This is a genomic window from Christiangramia aquimixticola, from assembly GCF_048285835.1.
Taxonomy (GTDB): domain Bacteria; phylum Bacteroidota; class Bacteroidia; order Flavobacteriales; family Flavobacteriaceae; genus Christiangramia; species Christiangramia aquimixticola.
This window is the reverse complement of sequence record NZ_JBLVTL010000001.1, coordinates 358,474-375,501: the sequence shown is the minus strand read 5'-3', so window position 1 is coordinate 375,501 and position 17,028 is coordinate 358,474. Positions and strand designations below refer to the sequence as shown.

Here is a 17,028-nt window from a genome sequence, read left to right as displayed (position 1 = left end):
TTTTCAAATATAATAGCTACAACTCAATATTTATGGACAAACCAATATAAACCTTACCTTTGCATAAAATTTATAAATGGCCCGAATTTTAGCACTGGATTACGGAACCAGGCGAACAGGAATAGCGGTTACCGATGAATTAAAACTTATCGCTTCCGGTCTTACCACCGTAGAAACACCATCTTTAATTAAATTTCTGGAAGATTATTTTCAAAAAGAGAATGTGGAACGGGTTTTGGTCGGAGAACCGAAGCAAATGGATGATACGCCGTCTGAGAGTGAAGTGCATATACAGGAATTCCTGAAAAAGTTTGCGGAAAAATTTCCGGAAATGCCTTTGGAGCGGGTAGATGAAAGATTTACCAGCAAAATGGCTTTTCAAACTATGATCGATAGTGGTCTGGGAAAAAAGAAGCGAAGGAATAAAGCTTTGGTGGATGAAATTAGTGCAACCATCATTTTGCAATCCTGGCTATATAAATAAGCCTATAAAATTTTCGGTGAGTTTTAAATTCACCAAACAGGAACCTTAAAATAAAGAATAATGAAGCTCGTTGCCAAAATGCCAACAGCTGAAAACATTAAAGAATGATATTACCAATTGTAGCTTACGGAGATCCCGTTTTAAAGAAAAAAGCAAAAGATATCGATAAGGATTATCCAAAGCTTGAAGAGCTTATCAATAATATGTGGGATACCATGTATAATGCCTATGGAGTTGGACTGGCGGCTCCGCAGGTGGGACTACCCATAAGAATGTTTATGATCGATCCGGCTCCTTTTGCAGAAGATGAAGAACTTGACGAGGCTGAACAGGAAAAATTAAAAGATCTGAGAAAAGTTTTTATCAATCCGCAGATTATCGAGGAAGAAGGTGAAGAATGGGCTTTTAGCGAAGGATGTTTAAGTATTCCGGATGTTCGGGAGGATGTTTTTAGAAAACCGGAGATCACCATTGAATATTTTGATGAGGAGTTCAATAAGCATACAGAAAAATATTCCGGTCTTGCGGCAAGAGTAATTCAGCATGAATATGATCATATTGAAGGAATATTGTTTACAGATAAGCTTTCCAGCCTGAAAAAGAGACTAATAAAGAGCAAACTCGCTAATATTTCCAAAGGAAAAATCAATGTGGAATATAAGATGAGATTTCCCAATGCGAAAAAAGCCCGCTAAAGGCTTTGAAAATTAATTCTGGGAAATGATATTTGCCAACCTAAATAAAAAAATGATATGGGATTAGATAAAATTCTTGCTATTTCGGGAAAACCCGGTCTATATGAACTTACAGCGCAAACCAGAGGTGGATTTGTTGCCAAATCTTTACTTGACGGTAAAAAGATCGCTGTAAATATGCGTCATAACGTTAGTATCCTAAGCGAGATAGCCATCTACACGTATACTGAGGAGATTCCTTTAGGTGAAGTGTTTGAAAAAATAAAGGAAAAAGAAGACGGTAAACAAACCATAAGCCATAAAGCTTCCAAGAATGAATTGGAATCTTTCTTCTCTGAGATCCTGCCAGATTATGATGAAGACAGAGTTTATGCCAGCGATATGAAAAAGATTATCCAGTGGTATAATATCTTGATTGACCATGGAATGACAGATTTTTCCAAAGAAGCTAAAGCAGAAAAATCAGACGAAGAGGAATAGAAATTTCTTCTTTTGAAGTATATACAAAGGCCGGAATCTGATTCCGGCCTTTCTTATTTTAGAATTTTAGGCCAAATACAAACGCCCCGTCTTTTTTACCATTATAGGTGGAAATTACATAATCAAGTCGCAGGAATCTGAATTTCCCGAAACCAAGATTATCTACTCCAATGGAGTATTCAGAATATGGATTTCTCTCAAAGGTGGTTAACCGATGAGCTCCTAAAATGAGATTATAATTTAGTTTATTAATCAAGGGTAATTTTCCAAGCACCCAGCCTTGAAAATCATGCTCTGCATGAAATTCGGCATAATTCTGATTAGTGCTGAATTCGTAATAAGGCATTAAATTGAAGGAGCCAACATAACTGCCAAAAGCAATTTGAATTTGATTGGCATTAAAATGCTGGTAGTCTATTAAACTTATCTCTTCGGCATTGGAAAATAAACCTCCTCTAAGGGTATAATTAAATTCTCCTTTATTACCCAGTTTCAAATTCTGCCGAATCTGGGCTTTAAATTGGTCGTAATTGTATTTTGGATCACTACTTCCAAATCCCTTTTCCCAGCCGAGTCTTAGTTTGGGATATTTATTTTCATAAACATTGTACCGCCCATCGGGATAGCTTAAGTATTTCTGATCAAAACTTATATCTACAGTAAAATTAGACTTTACAAGTGAATGTTCTTCAAAAGCTTTGCTTCCCCAGACCTGAGGCTGCAATGGATTATTAGAACTGTAAATTCTGTCATCATAATCAATAAAAACATGGTCTGTATTATTGATCAATGGTTTCCGGTTTTCCCATCCCAATTCCCCGTAAACCCGTATGCCCGGGATTATATCCTTTCCATAACCAGCTGTCACGAAACTCTTATCAAAAAGTTTCATGTAATTCCGTTCAAAAAGGACGGTGGTAATGCTGTTTAAAAAGGGAGAAAGTGGAGAATTTGTATTTAGCTGAGCAATTTTTGTACCTCCCGAAATTCTTAAAAAGTCTTTATCAAAATTGTTGAATTTTTTTTCAAATTCAGCGCTAACCCGTAACCTGTCTTCTTCAAAACCATAATTTACCATGGAGGATAAACTCCAGTAATTTTCCTGATTTTCTCCTGTTCGTTTGAGATAGGACAGTTCAAGACTTGAATTCCAACCCTGCACAGTATTAAAATCAATCCCTCTTAAGGGTGCACTAAGACTAAATCTCTGGTTTTTCCAGCTGTTTTGATAGGTGTAGCCAAATAGTATATCGCTTACTTCAAACTTATTTTGAACGGCATCAATAGAATCTTTATATTTTCTGGAATTCCGGTGTTCCTGGATCTGATCTTTTTTGATATAGTCTCCCAATTCTTCCCCTGTAAGCGGCACTGGTCTAACTTCATTCCAAAAAACTGAATCTTTTTTATTCGCTTTTTCTGAAAAACTAAGGATCTCTTTTCCGAAGCTCCTTTTGTTAAATTCAGGCTGAAAATTATAGTCGCTGTAAACAGCAGTAAATCTTCCATCCCCACCAAAACCAAACATCTTAAAACTGAAATCCACACTTTGTGAGATTTGAACATACCTGCCGGGTTCCTCAAAAAAACGGTAATTCTGTTTAAACAGAAGTTTCTCGATAGGCGGAACCTGAATGGCTTTTCCGGTTGCGGTAAGTTCAATTCCGTAGATCTGCCAAAGGTCTTCCACGATATAGATGTAACCGGAAAAAATCCTGTCTTCTTCTCTTTTGGGAGTAACTTTAATTTTATTGATAAGGTTGCCACGATCATCATAGAAAGTACCTTCCAGTTTATAGCGGTAATAATTAAAAGCATAGTCGGCTATGGGAGAGACCAGTTCGCTGTTAACTTCTACAGTATTTTCATAAAAAGAGAAATAGGCTTCCTGAGCTGAATTCAGACTAAAACCATTATCATTTCCACTCACTTTAGAAGCTATGATATGTTCTTTAAAATCGTCCGGTTTTTGCAAGGCTATATTGGAGATGGTTTCACTTAAATAAACTATTCCACTTCTTGTGGAATCAAGCCCTCCGCCAAGATCTCCAATTTCCTGACCCAGAAATTTTTCAGGAGCATTTTTTATTCGCCAAAGTCCGCGGGAATAGAAACTGGCAGTAAAACTTTCAAGTTTTTCTGCATTAATCTTCCTGTGTTGAATTGCGTTTTGAATAACTCTTATGGCAGGATCTGCATTGTTTTCCAATACAATTTCATCCAAACCTGTGCTTTCCTGTTTTAAAACGATATCCAGATTTACGGGAGAGCTATGTACGCTAACAGGTTTTTTTAAAGTTTTGTAGCCTAAATATTGAAAAACCAAGGTGTAATTCCCGGGCCTGGGAACTTTTAATTCATAATAACCTTCGTTATTGGTTGTGGTACCGTTGGAACCTGCTTCAGTATAAATATTAACAAATGGAAGGGGATTCCCATCATCATTTGTAACGTGACCGGTCACCTGAGCTTGAACAGTGAGAAAGCTTAAAAACAGGCATATTGCCATTAAATATTTTAGCATAGACCTATTTTAAAATGAAAAAATGAAAGGAGAAATCTATTTGTACTCCTTCTGGATGCGATCCAGACGACGCTTGCTTTCGCGATCCTTTATAGTTTCCCTTTTATCGTATAACTTTTTACCCTTGGCCAGAGAAATTTCCAGTTTAGCCAAACCACGGTCATTAATAAATAAACGTAAAGGGATGATGGTTAAACCTGAATTGGTAACTTCTTTTTCAAGCTTTTTCAATTCTCTTTTTTGAAGGAGTAACTTCCGTTCACTTTTAGGGTTGTGGTTAAAGTGGGTGGCATGTGAATATTCCTCCACGTGCATATTGATCACAAAGAGTTCGTGATTATTAAATTCGCAAAAACTTTCAGCGATATTGGCCTTTCCTTCGCGGATGGCTTTTATCTCTGTCCCGGCAAGTTTGATACCGGCCGTATACTTGTCCAGAAATTCATAATTGAATTTTGCTTTGCGGTTTTTAATATTGATCGAATTCTTCATATAGCACAAAAATACAAGCTTTAAGCAAATTTCATACTAAAGCAATTTTAAAATTCAGTCAAGGGTGACGCTAATTAAAGTTTTTTATTTTTGTGCCAATCAAATCTGGATTATGAAATTTTATCACATTATACTTATTGCCATATTATTTATTGGTTGCGAAAATGCAACTAAGGAGCTTACAGCGCATCAAATTGTTGATAAAGCGATTGAAAGAGCAGGAGGGGAGCGGTATGAAAATGCTGAAATCGATTTTACATTCAGAAACAAATCCTATAAGAGTAAGCGAGACGGCGGTAAGTTCAGCTACGAAAGGACTATGAAAGACTCCCTGGGAAATAAGATTTATGATAGGCTGGATAACGATGGTTTGGTAAGGCATGTGAATGACAGTCTTGTGAAAGTGGAAGATTCTTTGATCGCGCCTATTGGAAATTCAATTAACTCGGTACATTATTTTGTCCACTTACCTTATGGTTTAAATGCTCCGGCAGCTAAAAAGGAATTGCTGGGGAAAGATAGTATTGCCGGCAGGGAATATTATGAGGTGAAAGTAACTTTTTCAGCTGATGGTGGAGGGACAGACCATGAAGACGAATACATGTACTGGATTGACACCCAAAATTTCGAAGTAGATTACCTGGCTTATAATTTTGTGGTTAATGATGGGGGTGTAAGGTTTAGAAAAGCTTTTAACCACCGCGTAATCGAAGGAATCAGTTTCGTGGATTATGAGAATTACAAATATAAAGATGCAGCAGTATCCCTTTCCAAGCTTGATAGTTTATATGAAGAAAGGGATCTTGATCTTCTATCCTTAATAGAAACTAAGAATATAAAGGTTAAACTGAAGCCGGAAAATTAATTGAAATAGAGAACCTGACTGGTTTTAATACCTCCGGGTAAAATTTGAACTATAAATAAAGCACCATTTTCAGAATCGTCCAGATCTGCATATTTTTCCTTTCCAAGGATCTTATTTACGAATGTTGGAGTCGTGTTGCTATGGCCCACGATTAAGACAGTCTTCCCTCGGGTGGCATTTTGAAAATCTTCAGTATACGCATTGCTGGGGTCATATTTTAAAATAGATAATTTATTCTTCTCTGCACAGGGAAAAGCAGTTTGCATGGTTCGGTTATAATCAGTGCTGTAAACCGCGTCTAATTCTACATCCTTTAATACTTCAGCCCATTTGGTCGCTCTGGCCAGACCTTCTTCAGTCAAGGAAGGATCTTTATCTTCTTTGTTGGAACGATCCTTTTCAGCGTGTCTAATAAAGTAATAGGTAGTGATCTCTTGCTGCTCTGTTAGAATTGATTCTTCAGAAGGATTGATACCGAAAAAGAAAAAAGTAAAAATGATGCTGATGATATTGGCCATACTATAGGATGTTTTAATTATTCCGTGTTAGGTTTTAATTCTGAAAGTTTATCTCCATTAAGATGAACTGATTGATCTGTTTGGCGAAGCTATTGAAATTATTATCTGAAACCAGTATTAAAGATCGCTTTCCATTTTCAAGAACCGGGCCCAGCGTCATTCCTTCAATATTATCAATAATTTTATCTGAAAGCTGTTTTTCTACCTTTTTAAAATTGAATAAAAGATTTTTTGTGGACTTTTTATACTTCGATTTTCGCAGGTTTTTCATCTCAAGGGTATTGCTGGCTTCAGTCGCATCTGCCTCAAAGATCTTCACCGTGTTGCCATGAGATCCATATCCGGCTGAATATGCTCGCTCGAGAATTAAAAATTTATCTGGGGCGTATTCCAGGATTTCTGTAATCCCGTTCACTGCAAAATAATTTATGGGGAGCTTGGCGATCCCATCCAGTTGATAAATGAATTGCCTTACCGGTTCGCCGGTATTCTTATCAAATTTGGTGATGCGTACATGAGATTTGCTTGGGTAGACCTTAGGTTTGGAACTATCCATTTCAAGAGGTAATTCTGTGGCTACCCAATATCCCTGCTGGTCAAAACTTTCAGAAAGTCCTTCAAAGACTCCGTTATTTCTTGGTTTCTGTTGACCCTTTGCCTTAAAATAATCCGGAAGGTTGAATTCTGTAATTACCTCTCCCAGACTATTTAACCGGAAGATGCCCGGATCGCGGGAAGAGTCTATCATTCCCTCGCTCGCAATAAGATATTCGTCCCTTAACTCATCATACCTTATCGCTTCCAGATCAAAATATTTGTCTGAAAAGTTCTCCTTTCCCGTAACTTTTATAAGCTCATTGATTTCAATCTTTTCAATTTTACTGTCCTCAATTTGGATATTGGCTTTGTAAATTCTGGGATCTGAAGCCTGGTCACTTACGAGATAATATGTTCCATTCTTATAATCTATCCCAGATAGCCCACCTACACGGGTATTTTCGAAATTAAGATCAGCGGGAAGGACAAAATCATCCAGGAATTTTAACTGAACATTGTCATTTTTTAAGGTCCGGGTAACCCCACATCCGGTTAGGCATAACAGGACAAGACAGAAGAATAGGGAGTTTTTCATGGGGCAATTTTAAGGCTCTAAAATAACAAATGTTTAAGACAATTATGGGACTATTTTAGCACAGGCCGGCGTTATGATTAAATACCTTTACAGTATAACCATAAAATGAATACATATGAATGATGATCAGTTTGAAGGAAAATGGAAAAGGATACGTGGTGAGTTTAAACAGAAGTATGGAAAACTTACCGATGATGACGTAACTTATTCAGAAGGTAAATTTGATGAAATGCTTGGTCGTATGCAAGAAAAGACCGGTAGATCTAAAGAAGAACTTAAAAAAGAAATTGATAACTGGTAGTTATTTAAGGAAATTAGAATGAAAGACTGAGCAACCTCAGTCTTTTTGCTTTTCAGAAAACCTGAAAAGGTATAATCTTAATTTAAAATTGTTTAAAAACTAAATCAACCATTATGGCAGAAATTGAAATTGAAAAGAAAAAATCTAAATGGCCATGGATTTTAGTGGCTTTATTAATACTTGCAGCCTTGTTATACTTCTTTGTTTGGGCAGCCGATGATGTAGATGAAGTAGATGACATGGAAAATGTTACTACAGAACAAGTCGTTGAGAACGAAAATATCACCGATGAAAGTAGTGATATGGAAAATAATGCCGTTGATACCACTGCAGTCCAGGAGTTTGATGCTTATATCAAAAATCCTGATATGGGGCTTGACCATAAATATACCAATGGAGCTCTTTTAAAACTTATTGCGGCGGTGAAGGCTGTCGCAGATAATAATGGGGTAAACATTGATGCCGATCTGGAAAATGCAAGAAGTGAAGCCCAGGCGATCAAGAAAGATCCTATGAAGGTCACTCATGCCAATAGTATCAAAGATGCCGGGCAGCATATTCTTAAGGCATTAAAAACGATACAGAATGAAAAATTTCCTGATCTAAGCGGAGCTTATTCAGATGTGGATAAGGCATTTGCAAAAATCGAAGGAAAGCAGGAAACCTTGAATCAGAAAGAAGAAGTTAAAACCTTTTTTACGAAGGTTTCATCACTATTAAATTCAATGAAATAAAAAACGTTATGAAAGATCAGAAAAATAAGAATTTATATTATTTAGATGAACTATCAGATTATAAGGTCAAGAGCGACGATCCTGATGTAAGAGGTTGGGAGGTCATTGACAAAGACCGAAGAAAAGTTGGTAAGGTGGACAACCTTCTGGTAAATAAGAGCACTGAGAAAGTTGTGTACCTTGATGTTGAGGTAGATTCATCCATAATCGAAGCGAACCACAAACCTTATTCAGGTTCAGCAAGTAAGGGAGTTCATGAATTTTTAAATAAAGATGGTGAAAACCATATCATTATTCCTATTGGGCTGGTAAATCTGGATGCAGATAACAAAAGAGTTCTAACCAATGAAATCACCCATCAAACTTTCGCGGAAACCAAACGAAAGGAAAGAGGGGCACTGGTGGAAAGAAATTATGAGGTTGTGGTATTGGAATCCTATAACAGGGATGAAAATATGACTTATCCTGAAGATGATTCACTTTATGATAGAAAGGAATATGATACAAAAAACTTCAGGACTTCTTAATAGAATGTAGTTAGGAACTGATCTGTTTGAATGATCAGTTAAAAGGGCTAATTAATCAGTAAGATAACTGACTAATTAGCCCTTATTTTTTGATCTTATTTGTTTTCAGTTAACTCTGCCTGGTTTCTAAAGACCAGTTCTTCGTTAAATTCATCAAGTAGAATTATACTATCTGTGTGGATCTTTCCGGAAAGAATTTCTTTCGATAGCTTATTTAAAACTTCTCTTTGAACTACTCTTTTAACCGGTCTTGCTCCAAATTGCGGGTCAAAGCCTCTTTCAGCAAGGAAGTTAATGGCTTCCTCTGTGGCATCAAGAACAATATTCTGCTGAGCCAGCATTTTTTTGACTCCCTTCAACTGTAAACCAACGATCTTGGTAATATCCTTTTGCGTAAGCGGGCTAAACATAACAATATCATCGATCCTGTTAATAAACTCAGGGCGAACACTTTGTTTTAATAATCCCAGAACATCCAGTTTAGCCGCTTCCAGAGCAGTGTCCACATCTTTGATCGCTTCAAACTTATCCTGAATTATTTGACTCCCCATGTTGGACGTCATGATAATAATGGTATTCTTAAAATCGGCAAGTCTTCCTTTATTGTCGGTTAGCCTTCCTTCGTCTAATACCTGCAACAGGATATTAAAAGTATCTGGATGCGCTTTTTCTATCTCATCCAGAAGTACTACCGAATAAGGTTTTCTTCTAACCGCCTCAGTCAATTGTCCACCTTCATCATATCCAACGTATCCAGGAGGTGCTCCTACCAGTCTGCTTACTGAATGCCTTTCCTGATATTCACTCATGTCAATTCGGGTCATTGCGGACTCATCATCAAATAAATATTCGGCCAGAGCTTTAGCAAGTTCTGTTTTTCCTACTCCCGTTGTTCCCAGGAAAAGGAATGAACCTATGGGTCTGTTCTGGTCCTGTAAACCTGCCCGGCTTCTTCGAACAGCGTCACTTACCGCAATTATTGCTTCATTTTGACCAACCACTCTTTTATGCAGATCATCTTCCAAATGCAGTAATTTCTCTCTTTCACTCTGCAACATTTTAGTGACCGGAATACCAGTCCATTTAGCAACGACTTCTGCAATATCCTCGTTGGTTACTTCTTCCTGAATTAAAGATTTTTCGTTTTGATTCTGGGCAACCTTTTCCTGTAGTTTCTCCAGTTTTTCCTGAGTTTCTTTTATTTTTCCATAACGTAGTTCGGCAACTTTACCATAATCGCCTTCGCGCTCTGCTCTTTCTGCTTCAAGTTTATATTCTTCGATTTCAGATTTCGCGCTCTGTATATTGTCAACAATTTCTTTTTCGCTCATCCAGCGGGCATGCAGGTCATTGCGATCTTCCTTAAGGTTGGCAAGATCTGCTCTTAAGGATTTAAGTTTGGTCTCATCTTTTTCCCTCTTGATCGCCTCGATCTCGATCTCCAGTTGCATGATCTTGCGATCGAGCACATCCAGTTCTTCTGGCTTGGAGTTTATTTCCATCCTAAGCTTAGAAGCAGCCTCATCCATAAGGTCAATTGCCTTATCCGGCAAAAACCTATTCGTGATATATCGCTGTGATAATTCTACCGCGGCGATAATAGCTTCATCCTTTATTCTAACTTTATGGTGGGTTTCATATTTTTCCTTGATTCCTCTTAAGATAGAGATCGCACTTTCAGTATCCGGTTCTTCTACGATCACTTTCTGGAATCGACGTTCCAGAGCTTTATCCTTTTCAAAATACTTTTGATATTCGTCCAGGGTGGTTGCTCCTATGGCGCGTAATTCACCACGAGCAAGTGCGGGTTTCAGGATATTGGCGGCATCCATCGCGCCTTGCCCACCTCCGGCACCAACCAGTGTATGAATTTCGTCGATAAACAGAACGATATTTCCATCGCTTGAAGTAACTTCTTTAATTACCGCTTTTAGTCTTTCCTCGAATTCACCTTTGTATTTCGCCCCGGCGATCAAAGCTCCCATGTCCAGGGAATAAATTCGCTTGTCCTTTAAGTTTTCAGGAACGTCTCCATCCACGATCCTATGAGCCAGACCTTCTGCAATGGCGGTTTTCCCGGTTCCGGGTTCCCCAACAAGCATAGGGTTGTTTTTTGTTCTTCGGGAAAGGATTTGAAGAATTCTTCTAATCTCTTCATCCCGGCCAATTACAGGATCTAATTTTCCATCCTCCGCCAGTTTATTCAGGTTACGGGCATATTTGTCAAGAGAATTATAGGTTTCTTCTGCACTTTGGGAAGTAACCTTGTCGCCCTGGCGCAATTCAGCAATGGCAGCCTTTAAACCTTTTTCAGTAGCTCCCTGATCTTTTAAGATCTGAGCCACTTTACTTGAAGACTTAAAAATTGCAAGAATAAGATGCTCGATGGAAACATACTCGTCTTCCATCTTTTTGGCAATGGTTGAAGCCTCGTTTACAGTTTTCCCAGCTTCCCGCGAAAGCATGATATCGCCACCGCTTACCTTCGGAAAATTCTCCAGACTTTTATCAAGGATCTGGGTAAACAGGTTTACATTAATATTCAGTTTTTTCAGCAGGAATGGCGTCACATTCTCATCAACCATGGAAATGGCCTTAAAAAGATGTTCGTTCTCAATTTGCTGATGGCCCATCTCCTGAGCAAGCTGTTGTGCCTGCTGGATAGCCTCTTGTGATTTTATGGTGTAATTATTAAAATTCATCTTCGTATTTTTCTAAAGCTATTGTCAATAGATGTACCATTTCAAATAAATGTCAAATTGACATTTAAAATAGGTTTTAAAACGACAAAACGGCAGTTTTAGGGAAGAGAGCCGAAATTTTAGGTTTTTCTTTATTTATTTAAAGTTAGTTAGATATACTTTTGGGGAAAAGATAATTATGGGATTATTTGACAAAATATTCAGTTCAGAGAAAAAAGAAGGCGAAGAAAGCAAAAAATCTACTCCCTGGATAGATCTTAATTCTATGGAGCAATTAGATGAATTAGAAAAAATATCTGAAGAAAAAACCGTGGCTATTCTGAAGCATTCTACACGATGTGGGATTAGCCGAATGGTTTTAAGGACTTTTGAATCTGAATATGATCTTGATGAAAATGAGCCGGTAGCTCTTTTCTTTCTGGATCTAATTAGTTACAGAGATATCTCGAATGAAATTGCTCAACGTTATAAGGTGAGACATGAAAGTCCGCAACTAATTGTTTTGAAAAACAGAGAAGTGGTGCATCATTCTTCTCACCAGGGAATTTCAGCCGAAAAGCTAAAGGAGCTTATCTAGAACGGTCTTGGTTAAGGCAAGTAGCGTGGAGTAGGGGCGCGTTCTTGTCGGCTTAGTTGTTTTTTACTTGGTGTCTAAAATAGCACTTTTAATACGAATGCCCGCTATTTGCGCTTAACCGATGTTAGCTGCTGCCAAAGAGCACATATTTTAATTCAATTTCTTTTTCATTAAAATATCTGTCTGTTTATCTCCGCCCAAATCAAAAATATGCTCATCAAACTTTATAAATCCATTCTTTTCATAAAATCGAATTGCTCTAGGATTTTTTTCCCAAACCCCCAACCATATATATTCAATATTTTTCTCATTCGCTATATTAATCGCCTTGTCATATAATATTTGACCAATCTTTTTGCCTAAATATTCTTTAATCACATAAATCCGTTCAATTTCTAACGCATTTTCATCTTTTAATTCTGTTTGAGATTGACCAAAATTGACTTTCAAATATCCAACTATGTCATTATCATTTTTAGCGAAAAAAACTTCTGAATTTTTATCTAAAAGCTCAGTTTTTAGTTTCTCTTTGGAAAAGCTTTTTTCTAAATATTCTTTCATATAAGTTGGCTCGTTCTCAGAACCAAATGTATCTGCAAAAGTTTCCTTACCAATTTTTTGTAATTCATCGATCTCTTCAAAATTCACTTTTTCAATCCTAATATTTTCCATTTTCTTCTTACTAAAATTTTCGTTATTGGTTGCAGCTAACTTAGGGATATAGGAACAGTATAATTGTTATAAAATTTCTGCTCTCGTGTAATCCTTAAGTTATATAATAAAATAAAAAAAAAGCCTCGTCATTTCTGAAGAGGCTTTTTTTATGGGTTTTATATCGCTTATTTTTTCTTCGGCTGATATACCGGAAGCAATTTACTTTTCACTTCCCCAAAACCAATTCGGGAATCGCCATTCTGGCAATATCCTCTCATGATCACCGTATCATTATCTTCAACGAACTTACGTTCAGAGCCGTCTTTTAATTTAATTGGCTTTGTTCCGCTCCAGGTTAGTTCCAGCATGGATCCGAAAGAATCTTCAGAAGATCCTGAAATTGTACCGGAAGCCATCATGTCTCCCGAATTCACCGGACATCCATTTACAGTGTGGTGCGCCAGCTGTTGACTCATATTCCAGTAAAGATATTTGAAGTTTGATTTAGAAAGTGATGTTTCTTCTCCGCCTTCAGGCTGAAGGAAAACTTCCAGGTTAATATCAAAACTCTTATCTCCCGAATATTTCAAATAAGGAAGCAGTTCTTTTTCAGGTTTAGGGCTGGCCGTTCTAAATGGTTCCAATGCGTCCATGGTCACAATCCATGGCGAAATAGAAGATGCGAAATTCTTAGCAAGGAATGGGCCCAGGGGCACATATTCCCATTTTTGAATGTCTCGTGCACTCCAGTCATTGAAAAGTACCATCCCAAAAATATAATCTTCAGCTTCATCCACAGGAATTGGTTCCCCAAGATGATTGGCATCGGTTGTAATAAAAGCCATTTCCAGTTCGAAATCCACCCTTTGAGAAGGCCCGAATACCGGAGTATCAGAATCTGCAGGTTTGGTTTGTCCCTGAGGACGGTGAACAGGAATTCCTGAAGGGATGATCGAGGAGCTACGTCCATGATATCCAACCGGAATATGCAGCCAGTTTGGTAACAATGCATTATCCGGATCTCTGAACATAGTTCCAATATTGGTAGCATGTTCTTTTGAAGAATAGAAATCTGTATAATCACCAACCTGAACAGGCATTTGCATTTCTATCTCATCCAAAGTAAAGAGCACAGTATTTCTGTGATCCTGGTTGTCTTTTAGTTTTGGATTATTGGCATCAAAAATATCGGCTATCCGGTTTCTAACCAGTCGCCAGGTTTTCTTGCCATCAGAAATAAAATCGTTTAAAGTATCCTGTAAAAATATATCGTCTGTCAACGGGATCCCTTCAAAATAACCTAATTGGTGCAGTGCCCCAAGGTCTATCGCATAATCGCCAATCCTTGTGCCAATGGTAATAACATCGTCACGAGTTAAAAATACTCCAAAGGGAATATTTTGAATAGGGAAATCGGTGTCGCCAGGGATATCCAGCCAGGTTTTTCTTTTTGGATCATTAGCGGTAATTGGCATAAAAATGTTGGTTTTTTGTTAAAATCTAGTTGACTCAAATATATTATTTTCCTGTAATTAACCGAATGTATTTGTTACTTTTACCGAATATTTAACGTAAACAATTGTAATGCAACGAGACACCCAGGTATTTGATTTAATAGCTAAAGAAAAAGAGCGCCAGTTAAATGGTTTGGAACTTATTGCAAGTGAAAATTTTGTTAGTGATTCTGTTCTTGAAGCCGCAGGATCTGTACTTACAAATAAATATGCTGAAGGATACCCAGGCAAAAGATATTATGGAGGCTGTGAGGTAGTAGATCAGGTGGAACAACTTGCGATAGACCGTCTAAAAGAATTATTCAATGCTGAATATGCCAATGTGCAACCTCATTCAGGTTCACAGGCAAATACTGCCGTTTTTCATACATGTATGGAGCCGGGAGATAAATTTTTAGGTTTTGACCTGTCTCATGGAGGGCACTTAACACATGGTTCTCCAGTGAATTTTTCAGGAAAATTATATAACCCTGTTTTTTATGGAGTAGATAAAGAAACGGGACTTATAGATTATGAAGCAGTAGCTGAGATAGCTGAAAGAGAAAAACCAAAAATGATCATCGCCGGAGCATCGGCTTATTCCCGTGAGATCGACTATAAAAGATTCCGTGAAATTGCAGATAGTGTAGGGGCAATCCTGGTAGCAGATATGGCCCATCCTGCCGGTCTTATTGCCAAGGGCTTAATTGGGGATCCGGTTCCTTATTGCCATATAGTAACTTCTACAACTCACAAGACCCTGCGCGGACCACGTGGAGGGATCATTATAATGGGTAAGGATTTTGACAATCCATTTGGAGAAAAATTAAAGAACGGAAATCTTAAAAAGATGTCCACTCTTCTGAATTCCGGAATTTTCCCGGGGAACCAGGGAGGACCTTTGGAGCATATTATCGCGGCAAAAGCTGTGGCATTCGGGGAGGCGCTTACAGATGAGTTCCTTCATTATATGGTACAGGTTAAAAAGAATGCTAAGGTTTTAGCCAAGGCATTTGTAGATAAAGGCTATGGAGTTATTTCCGGCGGAACCGATAATCACATGATGCTTATCGACCTTCGAAATAAAAACGTAAGTGGGAAAGAAGCTGAAGAGGCTTTAGGAAAGGCAGATATAACCGTTAATAAGAATATGGTTCCTTTTGATGATAAATCTCCATTTGTAACTTCAGGAATTAGAATTGGAACTCCGGCAGTGACCACCAGAGGACTTGAAGAAAAAGATATGTCTAAAATCGTTGACCTTATAGACAGAGTAATCTCAAATATTGAGAATGATGCTGAACTTGAGGCGGTGAAGAAAGAAGTGAATGCAATGATGAAAGGGCTTCCTTTATTTAAAGCATAATCCCGATAATATTTAAAAGAAAAAGCCATTCGACAGAATGGCTTTTTTTTGTTTTACTGCTCAAATACACTTTTAAGATCTTCAGATATCTTTATGGGGCGTTTTGTTTCTGAATCCAACAAACACCAGGTTGTTTTTGCTTCTACTAGAACTTTCCCTGTTTCAGAATTTTTGATGATCACATGTCTCACTGAAGTAACATGCGTGGTTTCACCAACATAAGTTTGAAGGGAAATGGGATCACCCATAAAAGCTTCTTTCTTATAATCAATCTCGTGCTTTACAACTACCCAGATCATTTTTGATTTCTGCTCACTGGAGGCACGTTTTTCCCAGTGTTCCTGAGCAACGTCCTGTATCCATTGCACATATTGTACATTGTTTACGTGATTTTGATCGTCCAGATGATCCTTTTCAACACTAATGTGCTTCTCGTAAATTTCCGGATTACTTTCCATTACCTTTCTAATATTTTAACCTCGAAAAGGGTATCCCATTTTTTCCCCGTGACGTATAGTTTTTTAGTTATCGGATTATATGCGATCCCGTTTAGAACATCGTTTTGAGGGTCAAGGTCATCTTTATTACCTAGCTGGTCTGTTAATCCTTTAAAATTTATAATACCTTCAATTCCTCCTGTTTCTGGATTGATCATGGCAACACTTGGAAATTGATAGGTATTTGCATAGATCATCCCGTCAACCCATTCCAGTTCGTTGAATTTGGATTTAATAGAAGTGTTTGTGGTTGGCTGTATATAAGATTTTTCTGCAAGGGTTACCGGATCCAGGATCCAGATCTTTTCAGTTCCGTCACTTTTAAAGATCTTATTTCCATTATTGCATAAACCCCAGCCTTCTTTACTTTGATTATAGGCGAAACTGCCCAATTTCTCAAAGGTATTCAGGTTGTAAATAAAACCTTCATCCTCTTGCCAGGTAAGCTGGTAAATCTTGTCATTTAAAATGGTGATTCCTTCCGCAAAATATTCATTATCTAATTTTATTTCATTTAATGCTTTACCGGTTTCGAGATCCACTTTGATAAGTTTGGATCTTCCGTATTGACCGGTACTTTCATAAAGAGTATCGTTATAAAATTCCAGCCCCTGAGTATAGGATTCCGTATTATGAGGATAAGTGTTTATTATTTCATAGGTATAAACCTTTGGGGCATTTTGGTTCATTATCTTCAGACTCTTTTGTAAAGTATCTGTTGTTTCAAGAGTGTAAACAATAGCTTTAAAAACCTGATTACCCAGTAGCACTTTTGAAAAATCGAAATTAATAGGTTCCGCTTTTTGCTGGCTTTTTAGATAGGTATCTCCCAAAAAGAAACGGATGGAATCAATGGCCTTGCTTTCTTTATTTATTACTTCAACTTTTAAGGTGTCATTCTGTTTGAATTCGGTCTTATTTCCCGAAATATTTAAAGAAAAATCAGATTTTTTATCGCCATTTTTACTTCCGCAGGAAATAATCAAA

Annotated in this window: 18 protein-coding genes; 9 read left to right on the top strand and 9 right to left on the bottom strand. The window is 37.5% G+C overall.

Annotated elements, in window-relative coordinates; all coding sequences use genetic code 11:
* Window positions 1-76 precede the first annotated feature (76 nt).
* The 3 genes from ruvX to ACNKXV_RS01625 all read left to right on the top strand — a co-directional run bounded on the left by ruvX (window position 77) and on the right by ACNKXV_RS01625 (window position 1,659).
* Window positions 77-484 carry a Holliday junction resolvase RuvX gene (gene ruvX, locus ACNKXV_RS01635; protein ID WP_417905951.1) on the top strand — a complete coding sequence of 136 codons (408 nt, stop codon included), beginning with the start codon at window positions 77-79 and terminating at the stop codon, window positions 482-484.
* A 104-nt stretch (window positions 485-588) separates the two neighbouring features.
* Complete coding sequence (def, locus tag ACNKXV_RS01630; RefSeq protein ID WP_417905950.1) at window positions 589-1,179, top strand: peptide deformylase; 591 nt, start codon at window positions 589-591, stop codon at window positions 1,177-1,179.
* A gap of 57 nt (window positions 1,180-1,236) precedes the next feature.
* Window positions 1,237-1,659 (top strand): DUF5606 family protein, encoded by a 423-nt coding sequence (locus ACNKXV_RS01625; protein ID WP_417905949.1) that lies wholly within the window; start codon window positions 1,237-1,239, stop codon window positions 1,657-1,659.
* Between the two features lie 58 nt (window positions 1,660-1,717).
* On the opposite strand, the gene ACNKXV_RS01620 is transcribed toward ACNKXV_RS01625, so the two are convergent.
* The gene (locus ACNKXV_RS01620) at window positions 1,718-4,183 is read right to left on the bottom strand and encodes a DUF5686 and carboxypeptidase regulatory-like domain-containing protein (protein ID WP_417905948.1); all 2,466 of its coding nucleotides are present in this window, start codon (window positions 4,181-4,183) and stop codon (window positions 1,718-1,720) included.
* 36 nt (window positions 4,184-4,219) lie between these two features.
* Complete coding sequence (gene smpB, locus ACNKXV_RS01615) at window positions 4,220-4,675, bottom strand: SsrA-binding protein SmpB (RefSeq protein ID WP_417905947.1); 456 nt, start codon at window positions 4,673-4,675, stop codon at window positions 4,220-4,222.
* Window positions 4,676-4,787: 112 nt separating this feature from the next.
* Between smpB and ACNKXV_RS01610 the strand changes: the two genes are divergently transcribed.
* A complete protein-coding gene (locus tag ACNKXV_RS01610; protein WP_417905946.1) occupies window positions 4,788-5,540 on the top strand; it encodes a DUF6503 family protein in 753 nt (250 codons plus the stop codon).
* Here ACNKXV_RS01610 and ACNKXV_RS01605 read toward each other — a convergent pair.
* Together ACNKXV_RS01605 and ACNKXV_RS01600 are read right to left on the bottom strand one after the other, a co-directional pair.
* A complete protein-coding gene (locus tag ACNKXV_RS01605) occupies window positions 5,537-6,058 on the bottom strand; it encodes a SixA phosphatase family protein (protein ID WP_417905945.1) in 522 nt (173 codons plus the stop codon). The genes ACNKXV_RS01610 and ACNKXV_RS01605 overlap by 4 nt on opposite strands.
* Window positions 6,059-6,092: 34 nt before the next feature.
* The gene (locus tag ACNKXV_RS01600; protein ID WP_417905944.1) at window positions 6,093-7,190 is read right to left on the bottom strand and encodes an esterase-like activity of phytase family protein; all 1,098 of its coding nucleotides are present in this window, start codon (window positions 7,188-7,190) and stop codon (window positions 6,093-6,095) included.
* 115 nt (window positions 7,191-7,305) lie between these two features.
* On the opposite strand from ACNKXV_RS01600, the gene ACNKXV_RS01595 reads away from it, so the two are divergent.
* The 3 genes from ACNKXV_RS01595 (at window position 7,306) to ACNKXV_RS01585 (ending at window position 8,752) form a co-directional block, all read left to right on the top strand.
* Window positions 7,306-7,491, top strand: coding sequence for a CsbD family protein (locus ACNKXV_RS01595; protein ID WP_417905943.1), 186 nt, complete (start codon window positions 7,306-7,308; stop codon window positions 7,489-7,491).
* Window positions 7,492-7,604: 113 nt separating this feature from the next.
* On the top strand, window positions 7,605-8,225 hold the full coding sequence (locus tag ACNKXV_RS01590; RefSeq protein ID WP_417905942.1) for a hypothetical protein: 621 nt from the start codon (window positions 7,605-7,607) through the stop codon (window positions 8,223-8,225).
* Window positions 8,226-8,233: 8 nt separating this feature from the next.
* A complete protein-coding gene (locus ACNKXV_RS01585; RefSeq protein WP_417905941.1) occupies window positions 8,234-8,752 on the top strand; it encodes a PRC-barrel domain-containing protein in 519 nt (172 codons plus the stop codon).
* Window positions 8,753-8,847: 95 nt separating this feature from the next.
* Here the strand turns inward: ACNKXV_RS01585 and clpB are convergent, their stop codons facing one another.
* The gene (gene clpB, locus ACNKXV_RS01580; RefSeq protein ID WP_417905940.1) at window positions 8,848-11,454 is read right to left on the bottom strand and encodes an ATP-dependent chaperone ClpB; all 2,607 of its coding nucleotides are present in this window, start codon (window positions 11,452-11,454) and stop codon (window positions 8,848-8,850) included.
* A gap of 178 nt (window positions 11,455-11,632) precedes the next feature.
* Between clpB and ytxJ the strand changes: the two genes are divergently transcribed.
* On the top strand, window positions 11,633-12,031 hold the full coding sequence (gene ytxJ / locus ACNKXV_RS01575; RefSeq protein ID WP_417905939.1) for a bacillithiol system redox-active protein YtxJ: 399 nt from the start codon (window positions 11,633-11,635) through the stop codon (window positions 12,029-12,031).
* Window positions 12,032-12,181: 150 nt separating this feature from the next.
* Here the strand turns inward: ytxJ and ACNKXV_RS01570 are convergent, their stop codons facing one another.
* Window positions 12,182-12,703 (bottom strand): GNAT family N-acetyltransferase, encoded by a 522-nt coding sequence (locus ACNKXV_RS01570; protein ID WP_417905938.1) that lies wholly within the window; start codon window positions 12,701-12,703, stop codon window positions 12,182-12,184.
* Between the two features lie 167 nt (window positions 12,704-12,870).
* Window positions 12,871-14,160 (bottom strand): fumarylacetoacetase, encoded by a 1,290-nt coding sequence (fahA, locus tag ACNKXV_RS01565; RefSeq protein WP_417905937.1) that lies wholly within the window; start codon window positions 14,158-14,160, stop codon window positions 12,871-12,873.
* Between the two features lie 109 nt (window positions 14,161-14,269).
* Between fahA and glyA the strand changes: the two genes are divergently transcribed.
* Entirely contained in the window at window positions 14,270-15,544 is a 1,275-nt protein-coding gene (gene glyA, locus ACNKXV_RS01560; protein WP_417905936.1) for a serine hydroxymethyltransferase, read from the top strand.
* A 53-nt stretch (window positions 15,545-15,597) separates the two neighbouring features.
* Here glyA and ACNKXV_RS01555 read toward each other — a convergent pair whose 3' ends face one another.
* Window positions 15,598-16,002: an acyl-CoA thioesterase gene (locus tag ACNKXV_RS01555; RefSeq protein WP_417905935.1), complete on the bottom strand. Its 405-nt coding sequence runs from the start codon at window positions 16,000-16,002 to the stop codon at window positions 15,598-15,600.
* Window positions 16,002-17,027: a glutaminyl-peptide cyclotransferase gene (locus tag ACNKXV_RS01550; RefSeq protein ID WP_417905934.1), complete on the bottom strand. Its 1,026-nt coding sequence runs from the start codon at window positions 17,025-17,027 to the stop codon at window positions 16,002-16,004. The genes ACNKXV_RS01555 and ACNKXV_RS01550 overlap by 1 nt, the downstream gene beginning before the upstream one ends.
* Window position 17,028: the final 1 nt, after the last annotated feature.